This is a genomic window from Streptomyces sp. B93 (assembly GCF_018070565.1).
Lineage (GTDB): Bacteria > Actinomycetota > Actinomycetes > Streptomycetales > Streptomycetaceae > Streptomyces.
Genome location: NZ_JAGPXL010000003.1, coordinates 196,961 through 216,329, shown reverse-complemented (window position 1 = coordinate 216,329; position 19,369 = coordinate 196,961). Strand labels below are relative to the sequence as shown.

General features: G+C 71.6%; 17 protein-coding genes. 9 read left to right on the top strand and 8 right to left on the bottom strand.

The window, feature by feature from the left end; translation table 11 throughout:
• Positions 1-25 precede the first annotated feature (25 nt).
• Entirely contained in the window at positions 26-421 is a 396-nt protein-coding gene (locus KBY47_RS04745; RefSeq protein WP_210919615.1) for a helix-turn-helix domain-containing protein, read from the top strand.
• Here the strand turns inward: KBY47_RS04745 and KBY47_RS04740 are convergent.
• From KBY47_RS04740 to rhaI, 8 genes are all read right to left on the bottom strand, one after another.
• Positions 402-1,586: a GDSL-type esterase/lipase family protein gene (locus tag KBY47_RS04740; RefSeq protein WP_210919614.1), complete on the bottom strand. Its 1,185-nt coding sequence runs from the start codon at positions 1,584-1,586 to the stop codon at positions 402-404. The genes KBY47_RS04745 and KBY47_RS04740 overlap by 20 nt on opposite strands.
• A 4-nt stretch (positions 1,587-1,590) precedes the next feature.
• Complete coding sequence (locus tag KBY47_RS04735) at positions 1,591-2,187, bottom strand: TetR/AcrR family transcriptional regulator (RefSeq protein WP_210919613.1); 597 nt, start codon at positions 2,185-2,187, stop codon at positions 1,591-1,593.
• An 87-nt stretch (positions 2,188-2,274) separates the two neighbouring features.
• Positions 2,275-2,919: a lactate utilization protein C gene (locus KBY47_RS04730; RefSeq protein WP_210919612.1), complete on the bottom strand. Its 645-nt coding sequence runs from the start codon at positions 2,917-2,919 to the stop codon at positions 2,275-2,277.
• Complete coding sequence (locus tag KBY47_RS04725) at positions 2,916-4,391, bottom strand: lactate utilization protein B (protein WP_210919611.1); 1,476 nt, start codon at positions 4,389-4,391, stop codon at positions 2,916-2,918. The genes KBY47_RS04730 and KBY47_RS04725 overlap by 4 nt, the downstream gene beginning before the upstream one ends.
• Positions 4,388-5,143 (bottom strand): (Fe-S)-binding protein, encoded by a 756-nt coding sequence (locus KBY47_RS04720; protein WP_210919610.1) that lies wholly within the window; start codon positions 5,141-5,143, stop codon positions 4,388-4,390. The genes KBY47_RS04725 and KBY47_RS04720 overlap by 4 nt, the downstream gene beginning before the upstream one ends.
• 85 nt (positions 5,144-5,228) lie before the next feature.
• Entirely contained in the window at positions 5,229-6,695 is a 1,467-nt protein-coding gene (locus KBY47_RS04715) for a rhamnulokinase family protein (protein WP_210919609.1), read from the bottom strand.
• Positions 6,692-8,731, bottom strand: coding sequence for a bifunctional aldolase/short-chain dehydrogenase (locus tag KBY47_RS04710; RefSeq protein ID WP_210919608.1), 2,040 nt, complete (start codon positions 8,729-8,731; stop codon positions 6,692-6,694). Before KBY47_RS04710 ends, KBY47_RS04715 begins: the two co-directional genes overlap by 4 nt.
• A gap of 116 nt (positions 8,732-8,847) precedes the next feature.
• The gene (rhaI, locus tag KBY47_RS04705; protein ID WP_210919607.1) at positions 8,848-10,008 is read right to left on the bottom strand and encodes an L-rhamnose isomerase; all 1,161 of its coding nucleotides are present in this window, start codon (positions 10,006-10,008) and stop codon (positions 8,848-8,850) included.
• A gap of 259 nt (positions 10,009-10,267) precedes the next feature.
• Here rhaI and KBY47_RS04700 point away from each other — a divergent pair, with 259 nt between their 5' ends.
• From KBY47_RS04700 to KBY47_RS04665, 8 genes are all read left to right on the top strand, one after another.
• On the top strand, positions 10,268-11,785 hold the full coding sequence (locus KBY47_RS04700; protein WP_210919606.1) for a sugar ABC transporter ATP-binding protein: 1,518 nt from the start codon (positions 10,268-10,270) through the stop codon (positions 11,783-11,785).
• Positions 11,782-12,822: an ABC transporter permease gene (locus KBY47_RS04695; protein WP_210919605.1), complete on the top strand. Its 1,041-nt coding sequence runs from the start codon at positions 11,782-11,784 to the stop codon at positions 12,820-12,822. Before KBY47_RS04700 ends, KBY47_RS04695 begins: the two co-directional genes overlap by 4 nt.
• Complete coding sequence (locus tag KBY47_RS04690) at positions 12,815-13,828, top strand: ABC transporter permease (RefSeq protein WP_210919604.1); 1,014 nt, start codon at positions 12,815-12,817, stop codon at positions 13,826-13,828. The genes KBY47_RS04695 and KBY47_RS04690 overlap by 8 nt, the downstream gene beginning before the upstream one ends.
• 38 nt (positions 13,829-13,866) lie before the next feature.
• Positions 13,867-14,949 (top strand): rhamnose ABC transporter substrate-binding protein, encoded by a 1,083-nt coding sequence (gene rhaS / locus KBY47_RS04685; protein ID WP_210919603.1) that lies wholly within the window; start codon positions 13,867-13,869, stop codon positions 14,947-14,949.
• Positions 14,950-14,966: 17 nt separating this feature from the next.
• Positions 14,967-15,287 carry an L-rhamnose mutarotase gene (locus tag KBY47_RS04680; RefSeq protein ID WP_210919602.1) on the top strand — a complete coding sequence of 107 codons (321 nt, stop codon included), beginning with the start codon at positions 14,967-14,969 and terminating at the stop codon, positions 15,285-15,287.
• Between the two features lie 40 nt (positions 15,288-15,327).
• The gene (locus tag KBY47_RS04675; protein ID WP_210919601.1) at positions 15,328-16,758 is read left to right on the top strand and encodes a BNR repeat-containing protein; all 1,431 of its coding nucleotides are present in this window, start codon (positions 15,328-15,330) and stop codon (positions 16,756-16,758) included.
• Positions 16,759-16,848: 90 nt separating this feature from the next.
• Entirely contained in the window at positions 16,849-17,874 is a 1,026-nt protein-coding gene (locus KBY47_RS04670) for a LacI family DNA-binding transcriptional regulator (RefSeq protein WP_210919600.1), read from the top strand.
• A 181-nt stretch (positions 17,875-18,055) separates the two neighbouring features.
• Positions 18,056-19,357, top strand: coding sequence for an alpha/beta fold hydrolase (locus KBY47_RS04665; RefSeq protein WP_210919599.1), 1,302 nt, complete (start codon positions 18,056-18,058; stop codon positions 19,355-19,357).
• Positions 19,358-19,369 lie beyond the last annotated feature (12 nt).

Sequence of the window (19,369 nt, the reverse complement as noted above, 5' to 3'; positions counted from 1 at the left end):
AAAGTGACTACCTCGGAGGGGACCTATGGCCACCGTTGACAGCACCGATCCCGAGCTGGCCTGCCCGATCAGTCCCGTCGTGGACATCGTCTTCAGCCGGTGGACCACCCCGATCCTGTGGTCCCTGCACACCTTCGGCCGTCAGCGCTTCGTCGAACTCCAGCGCGGGATCACCCACATCACCCCGAAGGTGCTCACCCAGCGCCTGCGCCAGCTCGAACGCGACGGGCTGGTCACCCGCACCTACCACCCGGAGGTCCCGCCGCGCGTGGAGTACGAGATCAGCGACCTCGGCCGCAGCCTCGCCCCGCTCTTCGCGGGACTCGCGGAGTGGGCCACCGACAACCTGGGGAAGGTCGAGAGCGCCCGGCGCGCGTACGACGGGGCGGAGCCGCGGGCGGTCACCGGCCGTCGCGCCTGAAGGGGCCGTCGGGCGCGAACGCCACCCGGGCGAAGCGCTCGCCCATCCGGCGGTGGGTGGCGGCGTCGGGGTGCAGCCCGTCCGGGAGCGGCAGTTCGGCCGTGTCGGACTCGCCGTAGAGCGCCCGGCCGTCGAGGTGGTGCAGGTTCGGGTCGTCGGCCGCGCGCCGCTCGACGATCCCGGCCAGCTCCTCGCGGACGACGGCCAGGGTCAGCTTGCCGTTCGCGGTCTCCGCCGGGTCACCGGTGGCCCGGAAGCCGAGGCGGCCCTCACCCAGCGCGGCGAAGTCGTAGGCGGTGGGCCCCGGGGTGTCCTCGTGCATGGGGCACAGGATGGGGGAGACGACCAGCAGCGGGACGTCGGGGTGGCCCTCGCGGACGGTGTCCAGGAAGCCGTGCACGGCGGGGGTGAAGGCCCGCAGCCGCATCAGGTCCTGGTTGACGATGTTGATGCCGATCTTGACGCTGATCAGGTCGGCCGGGGTGTCCCGCAGGGCGCGCGCGACGAACGGGTCCAGCAGGGCGCTGCCGCCCAGGCCGAGGTTGACCAGCTCAACGCCCGCGAGCCGGGAGGCCAGCGCGGGCCAGGTGGTGGTGGGGCCCGCCGCGTCGGAGCCGTGGCTGATCGAACTGCCGTGGTGCAGCCACACCTTGCGGCCCCGGTCCGGCAGCGGCTCCACGGGGGCGTCGGTGCGCAGCGCGACCAGCTCGGTGATCTCGTTGTGCGGCAGCCAGATCTCGATGTCCTTGGCGCGCTTTGGCAGCCCGGTGAAACGGGCGGTGCCGGGCGGGCCGGGCCGCAGCTCGCTCTGGCCGGTGCTCATGTCGACGGTGACGGTGTGGCCGCCGGTCACGGTGGTCCGCCCGGCCGGTTCGCCGTCGACCAGCAGTTCGTAGACGCCGTCCGGGCGCGGCGGGGCGCCCGTGTAGCCGCGCTTGGTGGGCAGGGTGTCCAGTTCGACGGCGGTGGCGTGGCTGCGGAAGGCGAGCCGTACGCCGGACGGCTGGGACTCCGCCATGGCCAGCTGGGGGTCGGTGTTCTGGGCGCGGGCCCTGGCGGGCAGCCGGTGCGGCAGCAGGCCGTGCACGGTGTGCTCCAGGTCGAGGGCGCCGCGCAGCAGGTCCGCGGTGAGGGGGGTGGTGATCCAGTGGGGCTCGGTGCGCATGGTCTCAATCCGTCGTGCCGATGGGGCCCGGACCGGCCGCGGGCCAGTTCCGCAGCAGGGCGTCGAGGGCGTCCAGGACGCGGTCCCAGCTCTCCTCGGAGGAGGGTTCGCTGTGGCTGAAGCCGCCCGCCGCCTCCAGGCTGACGTAGCCGTGGAAGACGCTGCCCAGCAGCCGGACGGCATGGGTCTGGTCGGGCTCGGCCAGGTCGTAGCCGCGCAGGATGGCCCGGGTCATCCGGGAGTGCCGGACGCCCGCGCTGGCGGCGGCGGTCTCCGGGTCGAGCGGGAGCCGGGCCGCGGTGTAGCGGCCGGGGTGCTCACGGGCGTAGTCGCGGTAGACGTGCGCGAAGGCGACGAGGGCGTCCTTGCCCGCGCGCCCGGCGAGCGCGTCGGCCGCCCGGTCGGCCATCTCCGCCAGCGCGAGCAGCGCGATCCTGGTCCGCAGCTCCTGGGAGTTCCTCAGGTGCGAGTAGAGGCTCGCGACCTTCACGTCGAACCGCCGGGCCAGCGCGGAGACGGTGACCTGGTCGAAGCCGACCTCGTCGGCCAGCTCCGCCCCCACCCGGGTCAGCAGCTCGGGTGTCAGTCCTGCGCGTGCCATGGCGCTCCTCTCCTCGGGCAAGACCGAGTATGCATTTACCTAAAGCTTTTAGGCAAATGCGAGAGGTATGAAGGAAGGTGTGAAGGCTCACTGATCGACCAGTACGACCTCCAGCACGCGCGGCCCGTGCACCCCCTCCACCCGGTCCAGCTCGATGTCGCTGGTCGCCGAGGGGCCGGAGATCCAGGTCAGCGGGCGCAACGGGTCGAGGCGGGGCATGGCCAGCGGGACCGACGCGACGACCTGCTCCGGCACCCGTACGACACAGATGTGGTGGTCGGGGACGAGGGTGATCCGGCGGCGGCCCTGGTCGGGGGAGCCGTCCAGCACGATCGTGCCCGTCTCCGCGATCGCCACCGCGCAGCCCGTGACCACGCTGTCCACCCGGTCCAGCTCCTGCGCCGTGCTCTCCGCCCGGTCGGCGACCCGGGTCACCCCGCTCTCCGTGAGCCAGCCCTCGTCCAGCCCCGGCGGCACCAGCACTGACCCGGCGCCGTGCTCGGTGAGCAGCCGGGCGATCAGCGCGGGCAACTCGGCGGCGGCGCAGCGGTGCACGATCGCCCGGTAGTCCGCGAGGTTCTCGGCCAGCAGCTCCACCGTCCGCGCGACGTCGCGGTCCCCGTGCTCGGTGAGGTAGTCCCGGGTGACCGCAGCGTCGTACGACGGCTCGTCGGGCGGTACGTCCGCCAGCGCGCGCCGCACCCGGCCCAGGATCCGGTCCCTGCTGCTCACTTCGCGTCCTTTCCGCCGTTGGTGCGCTGCCACCAGTCACGGAACGGCTCTGTCGGCAGCGGTGGCAGGTCCCGGGTGCCGCTCCACGCCCGGCCGGGACCGGGCAGGGTGCGGGGGTGGAAGCGCCGGGTGCGGGAGGCGAGCCGCTGCCCGGCGCGCAGGGCGCCGGGGCGGGCGAACGCCCAGCGGGCCGCCCGCATCGCGGCGCGCTCGGCGGCGTGGCCCCTGGCGGGCTTCAGCACCACCTTGTTGCCCGCCCGGGTCACCTGGCCGCCCTGCACCACCCGCTCCCGCAGGTGCACCAGCACCTCGGGGATGTCGATGGCCACCGGGCACACCTCGTAGCAGGCGCCGCACAGCGACGACGCGTACGGCAGGGAGGCGTCGATCTCGCTCCCGGTGCCCCGCAGCTGCGGGCTGAGGATGGCGCCGATCGGGCCGGGATACACCGAGCCGTAGGCGTGCCCGCCCGCCCGCTCGTACACCGGGCACACGTTCAGACAGGCCGAGCAGCGGATGCAGCGCAGGGCCTGGCGGCCGACCTCGTCGGCGAGGGTGTCGGTGCGGCCGTTGTCGAGCAGCACGAGGTGGAAGGCGCGCGGACCGTCCGAGTCCGACGTCCCGGTCCAGGTGCTGGTGTACGGGTTCATCCGTTCGGCCGTCGACGAGCGGGGCAGTGTCTGGAGGAACACCTCCAGGTCCCGCCAGGTCGGCACGGTCTTCTCGATGCCGACCACCGAGATCAGCGTCTCGGGGAGCGTGAGGCACATCCGCCCGTTGCCCTCGGACTCCACCACGACCAGCGTGCCGGTCTCCGCGACCATGAAGTTGGCGCCGGAGATGCCGACCTTGGCCCGCAGGAACTTCTCCCGCAGGTGCAGCCGGGCCGCCTCGGCGAGTTCGGCGGGGGTGTCGGTCAGGCCCTCGGGAGCCGGTCGCCCCCACTCGCTCATCTCCTTGGCGAAGATGTCCCGGATCTCACCCCGGTTGCGGTGGATCGCCGGGACCAGGATGTGCGAGGGCCGGTCCTTGCCCAGCTGCACGATCAGCTCGGCCAGATCGGTCTCGTAGGCGCGGATGCCCGCGGCCTCCAGCGCCTCGTTGAGCCCGATCTCCTGGGTGGCCATCGACTTGACCTTGACGACCTCGGACTCCCCGGTCGCCTTCACCAGCTCGGTGACGATCCGGTTGGCCTCCTCGGCGTCGGCGGCCCAGTGGACCGTGCCGCCCGCCGCCGTCACCGCCTCCTCCAACCGCTCCAGATAGCGGTCCAGGTGGCGCAGCGTGTGGTCCTTGATCCGCCTGCCCGCCTCCCGCAGCTGCGCCCAGTCCTCGACCTCGGCGACCGCCTTGGCCCGCTTGGCGCGGATGGTGTGGGTGGCGTGCCGCAGATTGCCCCGCAGGGTGGTGTTCCGCACCGCCTCGTGCGCCGCCTCGGGGAAGGCGGGCATTCCGACGAAGGTTCCGCTCATGCCGCCGTCTCCTCCTCCGTGCTCGCCAGGATCTCCGCGATGTGCACCGGCCGCATGTCCGTGCCGAGCCGGGTCATCGTGCCGCCGATGTGCATCAGACAGGAGTTGTCGGCCGCGCACAGCACCTCGGCGCCCGTCGACTTGGCGTTGCGTACCTTGTCGGCGCCCATCGCCGCCGAGACATCGGAGTTCTTCAGCGAGAAGGTGCCGCCGAAACCGCAGCACTCCTCCGCGCCCGGCAGCTCCACCAGCTCCAGCCCCTTGACCGCCTCCAGCAGCCGCCGGGGCCGCTCACCGAGCCCCAGACCGCGCAGCCCGTGGCAGGTCGGGTGATAGGTCACCCTGTGCGGGTAGTACGCCCCGACGTCCGTCACCCCCACCACGTCCACCAGGAACTCCGTCAGCTCGTACGTCTTCGGCACCATCGGCGCCAGCGCGGTCGCCAGCCCGCTGCCCCGGCCCTCGGCGCGGGCCCGCTCACCCATCCGCGGATACAGCTCCCGCACCATCGCCGCACACGATCCGGACGGCGTCACGATCGCCTCGTACTCCCCGAAGACATCGGAGAAATGCCGGGCCATCGGCTCCGTCTCATGGCGGTAGCCGGTGTTGTAGTGGGCCTGCCCGCAGCAGGTCTGTGCCATCGGGAAGTCGACCTCGACGCCCAGTCTGGTCAGCAGTTTCACCACGGCGCGCCCGGTGTCCGGATAGAGCGTGTCGTTGATGCAGGTCATGAACAGGGCGACACGCATGGCGGCTCCTCGTTCCTCGGTCATCGGATGGGTGCAGGGTAGTGCGGGTGAGGCGGCCGGGGGAGACCGCGCTCACCCGCACGGCTCAGGAGTGCGCGCCGTCCGGCGCGGCGCCGAGCCGGGCCGCCGCCGCGTGCCACCGCTCCGCGTCACCGCGCGGCTCGTACCGGGTGAGCGGCTGGGTGCGCACCAGCAGGTGCCGCATGTCGGTCCGGTCGCCCACCAGCGCGTCGGCCCGCGCCTGGACGAGCACGTTGCCGAACGCCGCCGCCTCCGTCGGGCCCGCCACCACCGGCAGCCCCAGGGCGTCGGCGGTCAGCTGGCACAGCAGCGCGTTGCGGGTGCCGCCGCCCACGATGTGCACGACGTCCACCGGATGGTCCGCGAGCCGCTGGGCGTCCTCGATCGCCCGGCGGTGGGCCAGGGCGAGGGAGTCCAGGATGCAGCGGGTGATCTCCGCCCGTGACTCCGGCACCGGCTGCCCCGCCGCCCGGCACGCCTCGGCGATCCGCTCCGGCATCCGGCCCGGCGCCAGGAACGCCGCGTCGCCCGCGTCCACCACCGACCGCAGCGCCGGTACCCGGGCGGCCTCCCGCAGCAGCGCACCGAGGTCCGGCTCGCCCCACGCCCGCACGCACTCCTGGAGCAGCCACAGGCCCATGATGTTGCGCAGGTAGCGGACCGTGCCGTCGATGCCCAGCTCGTTGGTGAAGTTGGCGGCCCGGCTCTCCTCGGTGAGCACCGGCGAGTCCAGCTCAAGACCGGCCAGCGACCAGGTACCGGTGCAGATGTAGGCGAACCGCTCGCCCACCGAGGGTACGGCGGCCACCGCGGACGCGGTGTCGTGCGAGGCGACCGCCCGCACCGGCACCGGCCCGCGCAGCCCCGTCTCCTCCAGCACCTCCGGCCGCAGCACTCCCGCCGCGTCCCCGGGCCGCCGCAGCGGCGGGAAGAGGCCGAGGTCGATCCCCAGCCGCTCCGCCACCTCGTACGACCAGTCCCGCGTACGGGGGTCGATCAGCTGGGTCGTGGAGGCGTTGGTCAGCTCGGTGCCCTGCGCGCCGGTGAGCCAGTACGTCAGCAGGTCCGGGATCAGCAGCAGCCGTGCCGCCTGCCCGAACTGCGCCGACGAACGCGCCGCCGTGAGCTGGTACAGGGTGTTGAAGGGGGCGTACTGGAGACCGGTCGCCGTGTACAGCTCCTCGGCGGGCACGGTCGCCCGGACCTGCTCCGCGATCCCGTCGGTGCGGGCGTCCCGGTAGTGCACCGGATTGCCGAGCAGCGCCCCGTCGGCGTCCAGCAGGCCGTAGTCGACGGCCCAGCTGTCGATGCCGACGGAGTCGACCCGACCTGCCGCCCGCAGCCCCTCCAGGACCCCGGCGTACAGCCCGAGCACATCCCAGCGCAGCCCCTCCGGCACCCGCACCGGCCGGTTCACGAACCGGTGCGCCTCGGCCAGCTCCAGGGTCTCGGGGCCGACGCGGCCGACCATGACGCGCCCGCTGGACGCGCCCAGGTCGACCGCGGCGTACGACTTCACGGGCGCGCTCATCGCAGGAAGGCGGCCGCGACACCGGCGTCGACCGGGACGTGCAGGCCGGTGGTGTGCGACAGCTCGCCGCCGGTCAGGGCGAACACGGCGTTGGCGACATGCTCCGGCAGCACCTCGCGCTTGAGCAGGGTGCGCTGGGCGTAGAACTCGCCCAGCTTCTCCTCCGGCACCCCGTACACCGCGGCGCGCTGGGCGCCCCAGCCGCCCGCGAAGATGCCCGAGCCGCGCACCACGCCGTCCGGGTTGACGCCGTTGACGCGGATGCCGTGTTCACCCAGCTCGGCGGCGAGCAGACGCACCTGGTGGGCCTGGTCGGCCTTGGTGGCCGAGTAGGCGATGTTGTTCGGCCCGGCGAACACGGCGTTCTTCGAGGCGATGTAGACCACGTCGCCGCCCAGCTCCTGGGCGATCATCACCCGCGCCGCCTCCCGCGACACCAGGAACGAACCGCGGGCCATGATGTCGTGCTGGAGGTCCCAGTCCTTCGCGGACGTCTCCAGCAGCGGCTTGGAGACGGAGATCCCGGCGTTGTTCACCACCAGGTCGACCCCGCCGAACGCGAGCAGCGCCGCCTTGAACGCCTCGGCGATCTGCTCCTCGGAGGTGACGTCCACGGTCACCGCGACGGCCTTGTCCGGACCGCCCAGCTCCTCGGCGACGGCCGCCGCGTTCTCCCCGTTCAGATCCGCCACGACCACACAGGCGCCCTCGGCGACCAGCCGCTGCGCGATCGCCCTCCCGATCCCGCTGCCCGCGCCGGTGACCAGCGCCACCCGGGTGGCCAGCGCCTTCGGCTTCGGCATCCGCTGGAGCTTGGCCTCCTCCAGCGCCCAGTACTCGATGCGGAACTTCTCCGACTCCTCGATCGGCGCGTACGTCGACACCGCCTCCGCGCCCCGCATCACGTTGATGGCGTTGACGTAGAACTCACCGGCGACCCGCGCCGTCTGCTTGTCCTTGCCGAAGGAGAACATGCCCACGCCCGGCACCAGCACGATCGCCGGGTCCGCGCCGCGCATCGCGGGGGAGCCGGGCTCGGCGTGCCGCTGGTAGTAGGCGGCGTACTCCTCGCGGTACTCGGCGTGCAGCTCCTTCAGCCGGGCGACCGCCTCGTCCAGCGGGGCGGTCGGCGGCAGGTCCAGGACCAGCGGGCGCACCTTGGTGCGCAGGAAGTGGTCGGGGCAGGAGGTGCCCAGCGCGGCGAGGCGCGGGTGCTCTGCGGCGGCCAGGAAGCCGAGCACCACGTCGGAGTCGTTGAAGTGCCCGACCTGCGTCCTGTCCTTCGACGCGACGGCGCGCACGTACGGCGCCAGCGCCGCCGCCCGCTCCCGCCGCTCGGCCTCCGGCAGCGCCTGGTAGCCCTCGATGACGGGCCCGAAGGGCTCCGCCTTCCCCTTCTCCTCCAGGAACGCCTCCGCGGTGCGGATGATGTGCAGCGAGTTGCGCTCGCACTCCTCGGAGGTGTCGCCCCAGGCGGTGATCCCGTGCCCGCCGAGGACGCAGCCGATGGCCTGCGGGTTGGCGGCCTTCACCGCGGCGATGTCCAGGCCCAGCTGGAACCCGGGCCGCCGCCACGGCACCCACACCACGGTGTCGCCGAAGCACTCGGCGGTCAGCTTCTCCCCGTCCGCCGCGCAGGCCAGCGCGATCCCGGAGTCGGGGTGCAGATGGTCGACGTGCGCGGCCTCCACCAGCCCGTGCATCGCGGTGTCGATCGACGGGGCGGCGCCGCCCTTGCCGTGCAGGCAGTAGTCGAACGCGGCGACCATCTCGTCCTCGCGCTCCACGCCCGGGTACACGTCCACGAGCGCCCGCATCCGGTCGAGACGCAGCACGGCGAGACCCGCCTCGGTCAGCGTCCCGAGATCCCCGCCGGACCCCTTGACCCACATCAGCTCCACGTCACCCCCGGTGACGGGATCGGTCCCGGTCCCCTTGGCGGAGGCGTTGCCCCCCGCGTAGTTGGTGTTCCGCGGATCAGCACCGAGCCGGTGCGACCGGGCGAGCAGAGCGGCGGCCTCGGGGTGGGTTGCCATGATCATTCAGTCCTTTTCGAAGAAGGGGATGGTGAGCGCCCCCATAGGGGCGCGGGGAACTGCGCGACCAGCCACACTCGGCCCGCAGTCCGCGACGAACAGAACCCGGCAGACGCTCACGCCCCCCACCCGGCCTGCTCCCCACCAACCCGCTCAGCCACGATCCGCTCCCCCCACCCGGAAGAGGCATACGCGGCCATGGGCTCGGGGGCGACCCCCATTTCCTCGCGCACCTCACGAAGCAGCGGCCGCACGTCCGTATTGAACGCGTCCATCACCACACCGTTGGCGCCCAGCACATCCCCCGAAGCCTGCGCAGCGACAAGCGCCTCCCGGTCCACCAGCAACGCCTTCGCCGTGGCCTCCTGCACGTTCATCACCGACCGGATGATCGCCGGTATCTTCGCCTCGATGTTGTGGCACTGGTCGAGCATGAACGCCACCTCCGGCGTGAACCCGCCACCCCGCACCACCTCGTACATGATCCGGAACAGCTGGAACGGATCGGCCGCCCCCACCATCAGGTCGTCATCGGCGTAGAACCGCGAGTTGAAGTCGAACCCGCCGAGCTTCCCCTCCCGCAGCAGCGTGGCGACGATGAACTCGATGTTGGTCCCCGGCGCGTGGTGCCCCGTGTCGACCACGACCTGCGCCTTGGGCCCGAGCTTCAGGCAGTGCGCGTACGCCGTCCCCCAGTCCGGCACGTCCGTCGAGTAGAACGCGGGCTCGAAGAACTTGTACTCCAGCAGCATCCGCTGCCCGTCCCCGAGCCGCTCGTACACCTCCGCCAGGGCCTTGGCGAGCCGGTCCTGCCGGGCCCGGATGTCGTCCTGGCCGGGATAGTTCGTGCCGTCGGCGAACCACAGCTTCAGATCGCGGGAGCCGGTGGCGTCCATGATGTCGACGCACTCCAGCAGGTGGTCGACGGCCTTGCGGCGGACCGCCGCGTCCGGGTGGCAGACGCTGCCGAGCTTGTAGTCGTCGTCCTGGAAGGTGTTGGAGTTGATGGCGCCGAGCCGCACCCCGTGCTCCTCGGCGAACTTCGCCAGCGCGGCGTAGTCCTCGACCTTGTCCCAGGGGATGTGCAGCGCCACGGTCGGCGCCACACCGGTGAACTCGTGCACCTTGGCCGCGTCGGCCAGCTTCTCGTAGGGATCGCGGGGCACACCGGCCTGGGCGAACACCTTGAAACGGGTCCCCGAGTTCCCGTACGCCCACGACGGCGTCTCGATGGCCTGGGTCTTCAGGGCGGCCTTCACCGCGGCGACATCGGTCACTTGAGGGCTCCTGTGGCAAACGACAGTTGATGAAACGATTCAGAACGGCAAGCTATGAGCCGCCAGCGGGGGTGTCAAGCACTCTGACCGACCGGGCTGTCCGTGATCCGGTTGTGACCTTCGGCTATCGAAAACTTTTCGACACGGACCCATTGACGTGACAAGCCCCGCCTGCCTAACGTCCCGGCAACCCAGTTGAAACCTTTCACGACGCCGTGCGGGTCGCTCGCCGGTCACGCCGCGTCGTCGAGGAGCCCCCATGACCCACCCGTCCGCAACGGGTCCGGCGCCGGTGCTTGCGCTGAAGGACATCTCCAAGTCCTTCGGCGCGGTACGCGCTCTGCGGGACGTCTCCCTGGAGCTGTTCCCCGGCGAGGTGCACGCCCTCGCCGGTGAGAACGGCGCCGGCAAGTCGACCCTGATCAAAACCCTCGCCGGGGTGCACCGCCCGGACGCCGGCCAGGTGCTGCTCGACGGTGAGCCCGTCGTCTTCCACGGACCCGGTGACGCCCGCGACGCCGGTATCGCCGTGATCTACCAGGAGCCCACGCTCTTCCCCGACCTCTCGATCGCCGAGAACATCTTCATGGGCCGCCAGCCGCGGCGCGCCCTCGGTCGGATCGACCACAAGGCCACGCACGAGGCGACCCTCGCCCTGATGGCCCGGCTCGGCGTCGAACTCGACCCCGAGCGCCCGGCCCGCGGTCTGTCCATCGCCGACCAGCAGATCGTCGAGATCGCCAAGGCGCTCTCCTTCGACGCCCGCGTCCTGATCATGGACGAGCCGACCGCCGCCCTCACCGGCAGCGAGGTCGCCCGTCTCTTCGGCGTCGTACGGACCCTGCGCGCACAGGGCGCCGCCGTGCTGTTCATCTCGCACCGGCTGGAGGAGATCTTCGAGATCTGCCAGCGGGTGACGACCCTGCGCGACGGCGCCTGGATCTCCAGCGAACCCCTCGACGGCATGACCGAGGACGACCTGGTGCGCCGCATGGTCGGCCGCGACCTCGACGAGCTGTACCCCAAGCAGGACGTGACCCCCGGCGAGGTCGCGCTGAGCGTGCGCCGCCTCACCCGCGAGGGCGTCTTCACGGACGTCTCCTTCGAGGTGCGCCGCGGAGAGATCGTCGGTCTCGCCGGACTCGTCGGCGCCGGGCGCACGGAGGTCGCCCGGGCCGTCTTCGGCATCGACCGCTGGGACGCGGGCGAGGTGGAACTCGACGGCCGCAGGCTCACCAACGGCGCCCCGTCCACCGCGATGGCCGCCGGACTCGCCCTGGTCCCCGAGGACCGCCGCGCCCAGGGCCTGGTGATGGACATGTCCATCGAGCGCAACATCGGCCTCACCGGTCTGCGTACGACGGTGAGGGCGGGCCTGGTGGACCGGGGCGCCGAACGCAGCCGGTCCTTGGACTGGGCCGTCAAGCTGCACGTCAAGTACGCCCGGATCGCCGACGCGGTCGCCACCCTGTCCGGCGGCAACCAGCAGAAGGTCGTCCTCGCCAAGTGGCTCGCCACCGGGCCCAAGGTGCTCATCGTCGACGAGCCCACCCGTGGCATCGACGTGGGCACCAAGGCGGAGGTGCACCGGCTGCTGTCGCAGCTCGCCGCGGACGGTGTCGCCGTACTGATGATCTCCTCCGACCTGCCCGAGATCCTCGGCATGGCCGACCGCGTGCTGGTGATGCACGAGGGCCGCCTGACCGCAGAGATCCCGCGCTCCGAAGCCACCGAGGAATCCGTGATGGCAGCAGCCACCGGGAGGGCCGCCACATGACGGTGACCACCCCCGAGAAGACCCCCGTCGTCGAGGTGCCCAAGTCCAGCGGCACCCGGCTGGTCGACCGCGTCTTCAAGATGCGCGAACTCGCGATCCTTCTGGTCTTCCTGGTGATGATCGGCGTCACCCAGGCGGGCAACAGCGAGTTCCTCTCCGAGCAGGGCATCAAGGACCTGCTGCTGAACGCGACCATCCTGGTGCTGGTCGCCACCGGCCAGTCCCTGGTCGTCATCACCCGCAACGTCGACCTGTCGGTCGGCTCCACCCTCGGCATCAGCGCCTTCGCCGCCGGTGTCTACCTCCAAGACGGCGGCAACCCCGTCGTCGCCATCGCGCTCGCGGTGCTGATGGGCATCGGCTTCGGACTGCTCAACGGTCTGCTGGTCAGCCTCGGCCAGGTGCCCGCCCTGGTGGTCACCCTCGGCACGCTCTACATCATCCGCGGCATCGACTCCATCTGGGTCGGCTCCCGCCAGATCACCGCGGCCGACCTGCCCGGCGGCTTCGTCGACTTCGGCTCCGGCGGCATCTCCGCGGTTCCCTACCTGGCGCTGATCGCGCTCGCCGTGCTGGTGGCCACCGCCTACTACCTCAAGCACTTCGGCAGCGGCCGGGAGCTGTACGCGCTCGGCTCCAACCCGGAGGCCGCCCGGCTCGCCGGTATCCCCGTCCGCAAGCGCATCCTGGCCGCGTACACCTTCTGCGGCGCGCTCGCCGGACTCGCCGGTGCCCTGTACCTGGCCCGGTTCGGCAACGTCGACTCCGGCACCGGCAACGGCTACGAACTCACCGTCGTCAGCGCGGTCGTCGTCGGCGGCGTGGTCTTCACCGGCGGCTCCGGCAGCGTCTACGGCGCGGCGCTCGGCGCGCTGCTGCTGACCTCCATCAACAGCGTGCTGCCCGCCCTCGGCGTCAGCTCCGTCTGGGTGCTCGCGATCAACGGCATCCTGCTCATCCTCGCCATCGCGGTCGACCGGATCGTGGCCCTGCGCGTGGCCACCGCACTGAAGAAGAGGAACGCCCGCCATGCCTGAGTCCGCTTCTTTGGCACATCGCGCGGTCCGATGGGACACGGTCGTCGGTGCGCTGCTCGTCGTCCTGCTGCTGTTCTCCTTCACCACGGTGGACGGCTTCGGCAACGCGCTCAACCTGTCCTTCCTGATCGGCAACACCCTGCCGATCGCGCTGATCGCGCTGCCGATGACCCTGCTGGTGGTCTCCGGTGAGATCGACCTGTCGGTCGCCTCCACCGCGGGGCTCTCCGGCGCCGTGATGGGCGCCCTGTGGAACCAGGGCATGACCATCGAGACGATCATCCCGATCTGTCTGCTGCTCGGCGTGGTCTGCGGACTGGTCAACGGACTGCTCGTCACCAGGCTGGGACTGCCGTCCCTCGCCGTCACCATCGGCACCCTCGCCGCCTACCGGGGCATCGCACAGATCGTGCTCGGCTCCGACGCGGTGACCGACTTCCCCACCCAGTACCTGGACTTCGCCGCCGGACGCATCGGCGACACGTTCATCCCGTACGCCCTGCTGCCGTTCCTCGTGCTCCTCGCCATCGCCGTGGTCGCGCTGCATGCCACCCCCTTCGGGCGGTCGCTGTTCGCGATCGGCGCGAGCGAGGAGGCCGCGCGGTTCGCCGGTATCCGGGTCAGGCGGCAGAAGCTGATCCTGTTCACCCTGACCGGTCTGATGGCGTCCCTCACCGGCGTCTTCTGGGCGCTGCACTACGCCAGCGCCCGCTACGACAACGCCACCGGCCTGGAGCTGTCCGTCGTGGCCGCCGTACTCCTCGGCGGCATCGACTTCGACGGCGGCAAGGGCACGCTGGGCGGTGCGATCGCCGGTGTCTTCCTGCTCGGCGCGCTCCAGAACGTGATGAGCCTTCAGGACGTCTCCGCGCAGTCGCAGATCGTCGTCACCGGTGTGCTGCTCGTGCTGTCGGTGCTCGGCCCCCGGGTCGCCCGCCAGATCGCCGTCGCCAGGGCCGGGCGCAGAGCCCAGAGCGCCCCGGCTGCGTCCTCGCAGTCCTCATGAACCCACCCCCCGGCTCTCCTCGTAAAGGACCACACACCATGCGCAAGTCATCCCTGCGTCGCACCGTCGCGGCCCTCGCCGCCGTCACCTCGCTCGCCCTCGCGGCCACCGCCTGCGGCGGCACCACCAAGGAGGACGTGGCGAACGAGGGCGGCTCGGCCGCCGCGGCCGGGAAGGCCGACCCGAACGCCGAACTGAAGAAGGGCCTGACCGTCGGCTTCCTGCCCAAGCAGGTCAACAACCCCTACTTCACCACCGCCGACAAGGGCGGCGAGGCGGCCCTGAAGGAGCTGGGGTCCAGCTACAAGGAGGTCGGCCCGAACAGCGCCACCGACACCGCCGGCCAGGTCTCCTACGTCAACACGCTCACCCAGCAGCAGGTCGACGCGATCGCCGTCTCCGCGCAGGACCCGGGCGCGCTGTGCACGGCCCTCAAGCAGGCCATGAGCAACGACATCAAGGTCGTCACCTACGACTCGGACACCAAGCCCGAGTGCCGCAACGCCTTCATCTCCCAGGCGTCCGCCGAGGACCTCGGCCGCACCGAGGTGCAGCTGCTCGCCGAGCAGATCGACTACAAGGGCGAGATCGCGATCCTGTCCGCGGCGCAGACCGCGACCAACCAGAACACCTGGATCGACTTCATGAAGGAGGAGCTGAAGGACCCCAAGTACAAGGACATGAAGCTGGTCAAGGTCGCCTACGGCAACGACGACGCCCAGCAGTCCTTCCAGCAGACCCAGGGCCTGCTCCAGGAGTACCCGAACCTGAAGGGGATCATCTCCCCGACCACCGTCGGCATCAAGGCCGCCGCCCAGTACCTGTCGGGCTCCAAGTACAAGGGCAAGGTCAAGCTGACCGGCCTGGGCACCCCCAACGACATGCGCAAGTACGTCAAGAACGGCACCGTCGAGGCGTTCGAGCTGTGGGACCCGGCGAAGCTCGGCGAGCTGGCCGCCCGCACGGCCGTCGCGCTGTCGTCCGGCCAGATCACCGGCCAGGAGGGCGAGAGCTTCACCGCCGGTGACATGGGCGAGTACACCATCGGCGAGGACGGTGTGATCAGCCTCGGCAAGCCGACCGTGTTCGACGCCGACAACATCGACCAGTTCAACTTCTGAGGGCCGGAGGGCTGTTGATGCAACGCGTGTGCTTCCTGCTGAAGGTCCGGGCGGACCGACTCGACGAGTACCGCGAGCGGCACGCGGCCGTGTGGCCGGAGATGCTGGACGCGCTCTCGGCCACCGGCTGGCGCAACTACTCGCTCTTCCTGCGGGAGGACGGCCTGCTGGTCGGCTACCTGGAGACCGAGGACTTCGCCGCCGCCCGGGCCGCCATGGAGGCCACCGACGTCAACGCCCGCTGGCAGGCCGAGATGGCGCCGTTCTTCGAGTCGCTGGACGGCGCCCGCCCGGACGAGGCGATGAAGCCTCTCACCGAAGTCTTCCACCTGGCCTGAGCACCTTCCCGAGCACACCACGAGCCGGAGAGCCGCCGCCATGAAGAGACGTACCGTGATCGCCACGGCCCTGCTGGGGGCCGTGGCCGGGCCCGGACTCGGGTCCACCGTCGCCCGTGCCGCCGACCCGGGCCCCTCCGTCACCCGGAGGGGCACCACCACCCTCGACCCCCAGGCCCTCTACTTCGTCTCCTACGACGGCCTGGTCAACAACAACTCCTTCCAGAAGAACGGCCTGCTGACCTACCGGGGCCACCAGTACGCCGCCTGGTACACCGCCGACCGGAACGCCGTCGTCGCCCGCCGCGCCCTCGGCGCGAGCACCTGGTCCACCGTCCGGGTGGGCCACACGCTGCGCTACGACGACTCCCACAACGTCATCTCCATGGGCGTCTCCCGCGTCGACGGCCGACTGCACCTCAACATGGACTCGCACAGCGACGGCTTCACCTACGTCAAGTCCGTCGCCGGGCTCATGGACGACCCGACGCGGCTGAGCTGGACCGCGAGCCGCTTCGGCGCGCCGCGGTCCACCCTCGACGGCCTCGCCCTGACCAGCCAGTTCACCTACCCGCAGTTCGTCGCCACCCCCGAGGGCCGCCTCCAGCTCAGCTACCGGGTCGCGGTCTCCGGCAACGGCCGCAACGCGCTCGCCGAGTACGACGGCTCCCGGTGGACCGCGCTGGGGGAGTGGACCAGCTCCACCGGCACCTACACCAGCGAGCACGGCTCCAGCACCGCCCGCAACATGTACCTGCACGGCATCGACTACGACCGGAGCGGCCGCCTGCACGCCTTCTTCACCTGGCGCGAGCAGAACGGCGCCGTGATGTGCTCCGGCGGCGGCATCACCAACCACGACACCGGCTACGTCCACTCCGACGACCGCGGCCGGACCTGGCGCAACGACGCCGGGACGGTGGTCGGCACCACCGGCGGCACGGGCTCGGACCGGGTCGCCGTCACCGACCCTGGCCTGGTCGTCGACCCGCTGAACCCGGACCACTCCCTGATGAACCAGGAGAGCCAGTTCACCGACTCGGCCGGGCGCCCGCACGCGATCATCAGCTATGTCCCCGGCCGCTTCGGCCAGTGCACCACGGACTATGTGGCAGACCGCATCCGCAACGGGCGCGCCTTCCACGTCCGCAAGACCGCCTCGGGCGCCTGGCGGAAGACGGAGATCCCGGTCCCGCTCAACTCCAGCCAGCGCACCAAGCTGGTCCTGGACCGCTACGACAACGCCTACGCCATCCTCCCCTTCGGCCGGATCGCGGGCGCCTCCGCCGCCTCCGGGCACACCGACTGGCGGCTGCTGTTCGACGGCGCCGGTCTGAACGCCTTCGGCGAGGTCGTGGTGGACGAGACCCGGGTCGCGCAGGACGGAGTGCTGTCCTTCATGTACCAGGAGAGGTCCACTGGTACGACGCCCTCCGCGCTGCGTGTCGTCGACTTCCAACTGCCTGTATGAGGCATGTATGAGGCACTCAGCAACGGGGCGGCAGGACGGTAGTGTGAAGGCTTTCCCGCCGCCCCTCGTTCCCTTGGAGGTCCCTGCCTGATGGCCCAGTCGGTGGGTATCAAGGACGTCGCCCGCGCCGCCGGAGTCTCCGTGGGAACGGTCTCGAACGTCATCAACCGGCCGGACACGGTCGCCAGCGAGACCCGGGCGCGGGTGCTGTCCGCGATCGACCGGCTCGGCTACGTCCGCAGCGAGTCCGCGCGCCAACTGCGCGCGGGCCGCAGCCGGATCATGGGGCTGCTCGTCCTCGACATGGGCAACCCCTTCTTCGTCGACGTGGCGCGCGGCGCCGAGCGGGCCGCGCGCGAGGCGGGACTCGGCGTGATGGTCTGCAACAGCGCCCAGAGCCCTGCCGAGGAGGCGGACTACCTCTCCCTCTTCGCCGAGCAGCGGGTGCGCGGGGTGCTGCTCACACCGGCCGACGCGACCGGCCGCAACATCGCCGCGTTCCGCCGCCACGGCATCCCGTTCGTGCTGGTGGACCGGGTCGCCGAGGGCGCCACCGAGTGCTCCGTCTCCGTCGACGACGTGGCGGGCGGCGCGCTCGCGGTACGGCACCTGGTGGACGCGGGGCACCGGTCCATCGCCTACGTCAGCGGCCCGCCCGAGCTGAACCAGGTGCGGGACCGGCGCACCGGCGCCCTGAACGCGCTCGCCGAGGCCGGGCTCGGCCCCGACGCGCTGCGCGAGCTGCCGACCGAGCGGCTCGACGTGGCCGCCGGACGCGACGCCGGGGCCCGGCTGCTGGGCATCGCCGACCGGCCGACCGCCGTGTTCTGCGCCAACGACCTGCTCGCCCTCGGCGTCCTGCAGGCGATGTACGCGGCCGGGGTCGGCGTCCCCGACGACCTCGCCATCGTCGGCTACGACGACATCGAGTTCGCCGCCGCCGCGGCCGTCCCGCTCACCTCCGTACGGCAGCCCGCGGTCACCATGGGCGCGCTCGCCGCCGGGCTGCTGCTGGAGGAGACGGAGGCGGAGGGCGGTCCGGGGCGGCACGAGCACCGGCGGGTGGTGCTCCAGCCCGAACTGGTGGTGCGCCGCTCCAGCCTCTCCGGCCGCTGAACGGTCGTTCAGTACGCCGGGGCCGGTACCGGGCGCCGGTTGCTGAATGGCCGTTCAGGACGCCGTCCGCCCCCCGCTGAACCACCGTTCAGCGGCTGTTCATGATCCCCGGTGCCGCCGACGGCCCCGGCATGTGCTGAACTGGGACGCGGTCCGCACACCGTCCGTCCCGGGAGCCACGTTGACCGACAGCTACCGCCAGCCCGGCGTCGTCCTCACCGACCGCCGTTTCACCGTGCCCCTCGACCACGCCGACCCGGCCGGGGAGACGATCGAGGTCTACGCCCGTGAGGTCGTCGCCAGCGACAAGGCGGGGCAGGACCTGCCCTGGCTGGTCTACCTCCAGGGCGGCCCCGGCTTCGGGGCGAATCGTTTCGTCGGGAAGCCGGCCTGGCTCGGCCGGGCCCTGAAGGAGTACCGCGTCCTCCTCCTCGACCAGCGCGGCACCGGCCACTCCACCCCCGCCAACCGCCAGACCCTGCCCCTGCGCGGCGGCCCCGCCGAACAGGCGGACTACCTCACCCACTTCCGTGCCGACTCCATCGTCCGCGACTGCGAGCTGATCCGCCGCGAGGTCACCGGCGGCGCCCCCTGGACCGTCCTCGGCCAGAGCTTCGGCGGCTTCTGCACCGTCAGCTACCTCTCGCACGCCCCCGAGGCACTGAGCGCCGCCCTGATCACCGGCGGCCTGCCGTCCCTCGACGCCCACGCCGACGACGTGTACCGGGCCGCCTACCCGCGCATCGAACGCAAGGTCACCGCGCACTACGCCCGCTACCCGCAGGACGTCGAGCGGGCCCGCCGGATCGCCGACCACCTGCTGAACCACCAGGTCGTCCTCCCCAACGGCTACCGCCTCACCGTCGAGGCCTTCCAGTCCCTCGGCATCATGCTCGGCGGCGGCGAGGGCTCCCACCGGCTGCACCACCTCCTGGAACAGGCCTTCGTCCCCACCCCCCGGGGCCCGGCCCTCTCCGACGCCTTCCAGGAGGAGGTCCAGGGCCTGCTGTCGTACGCCGCGCACCCGCTGTACGCGCTGGTCCACGAGGCGATCTACGGCCAGGACGAGCGGCCCACCGACTGGGCGGCCGAGCGGGTGCGCGCCGAGTTCCCGCAGTTCGACGCCGCCAAGGCCCTCGCGGGCGACGCCCCGCTGCTGTTCACCGGCGAGAGCGTCCACCCGTGGATGTTCGACTGCGACCCGGCCCTGCGCCCCCTGCGCGAGACCGCCGGACTCCTCGCCGCCCGCACCGACTGGCCCCCGCTCTACGACCCCGCGCGCCTCGCCGCCAACGAGGTCCCCGTCGCGGCGGCCGTCTACCACGACGACATGTACGTCGACACCGCCCACTCCCTCACCACCGCCCGCGCCGTGCGGGGCCTGCGCACCTGGGTGACCGACGAGTTCGAGCACGACGGCGTGCGCGCGGGCGGCCCCCGCGTCCTGGACCGGCTGCTCGCCCTCGCCCGTGACGAGGCGTGATGTCGGTGCCGG

Bases quoted from the DNA above. Each gene is read 5' to 3' on its own strand.
- KBY47_RS04745 (WP_210919615.1), top strand. From the start codon at position 26: ATGGCCACCGTTGACAGCACCGATCCCGAGCTGGCCTGCCCGATCAGT.
- KBY47_RS04740 (WP_210919614.1), bottom strand. From the start codon at position 1,586: ATGCGCACCGAGCCCCACTGGATCACCACCCCCCTCACCGCGGACCTG.
- KBY47_RS04735 (WP_210919613.1), bottom strand. From the start codon at position 2,187: ATGGCACGCGCAGGACTGACACCCGAGCTGCTGACCCGGGTGGGGGCG.
- KBY47_RS04725 (WP_210919611.1), bottom strand. From the start codon at position 4,391: ATGAGCGGAACCTTCGTCGGAATGCCCGCCTTCCCCGAGGCGGCGCAC.
- KBY47_RS04720 (WP_210919610.1), bottom strand. From the start codon at position 5,143: ATGCGTGTCGCCCTGTTCATGACCTGCATCAACGACACGCTCTATCCG.
- KBY47_RS04715 (WP_210919609.1), bottom strand. From the start codon at position 6,695: ATGAGCGCGCCCGTGAAGTCGTACGCCGCGGTCGACCTGGGCGCGTCC.
- KBY47_RS04710 (WP_210919608.1), bottom strand. From the start codon at position 8,731: ATGGCAACCCACCCCGAGGCCGCCGCTCTGCTCGCCCGGTCGCACCGG.
- KBY47_RS04700 (WP_210919606.1), top strand. From the start codon at position 10,268: ATGACCCACCCGTCCGCAACGGGTCCGGCGCCGGTGCTTGCGCTGAAG.
- KBY47_RS04695 (WP_210919605.1), top strand. From the start codon at position 11,782: ATGACGGTGACCACCCCCGAGAAGACCCCCGTCGTCGAGGTGCCCAAG.
- KBY47_RS04690 (WP_210919604.1), top strand. From the start codon at position 12,815: ATGCCTGAGTCCGCTTCTTTGGCACATCGCGCGGTCCGATGGGACACG.
- rhaS (WP_210919603.1), top strand. From the start codon at position 13,867: ATGCGCAAGTCATCCCTGCGTCGCACCGTCGCGGCCCTCGCCGCCGTC.
- KBY47_RS04680 (WP_210919602.1), top strand. From the start codon at position 14,967: ATGCAACGCGTGTGCTTCCTGCTGAAGGTCCGGGCGGACCGACTCGAC.
- KBY47_RS04675 (WP_210919601.1), top strand. From the start codon at position 15,328: ATGAAGAGACGTACCGTGATCGCCACGGCCCTGCTGGGGGCCGTGGCC.
- KBY47_RS04670 (WP_210919600.1), top strand. From the start codon at position 16,849: ATGGCCCAGTCGGTGGGTATCAAGGACGTCGCCCGCGCCGCCGGAGTC.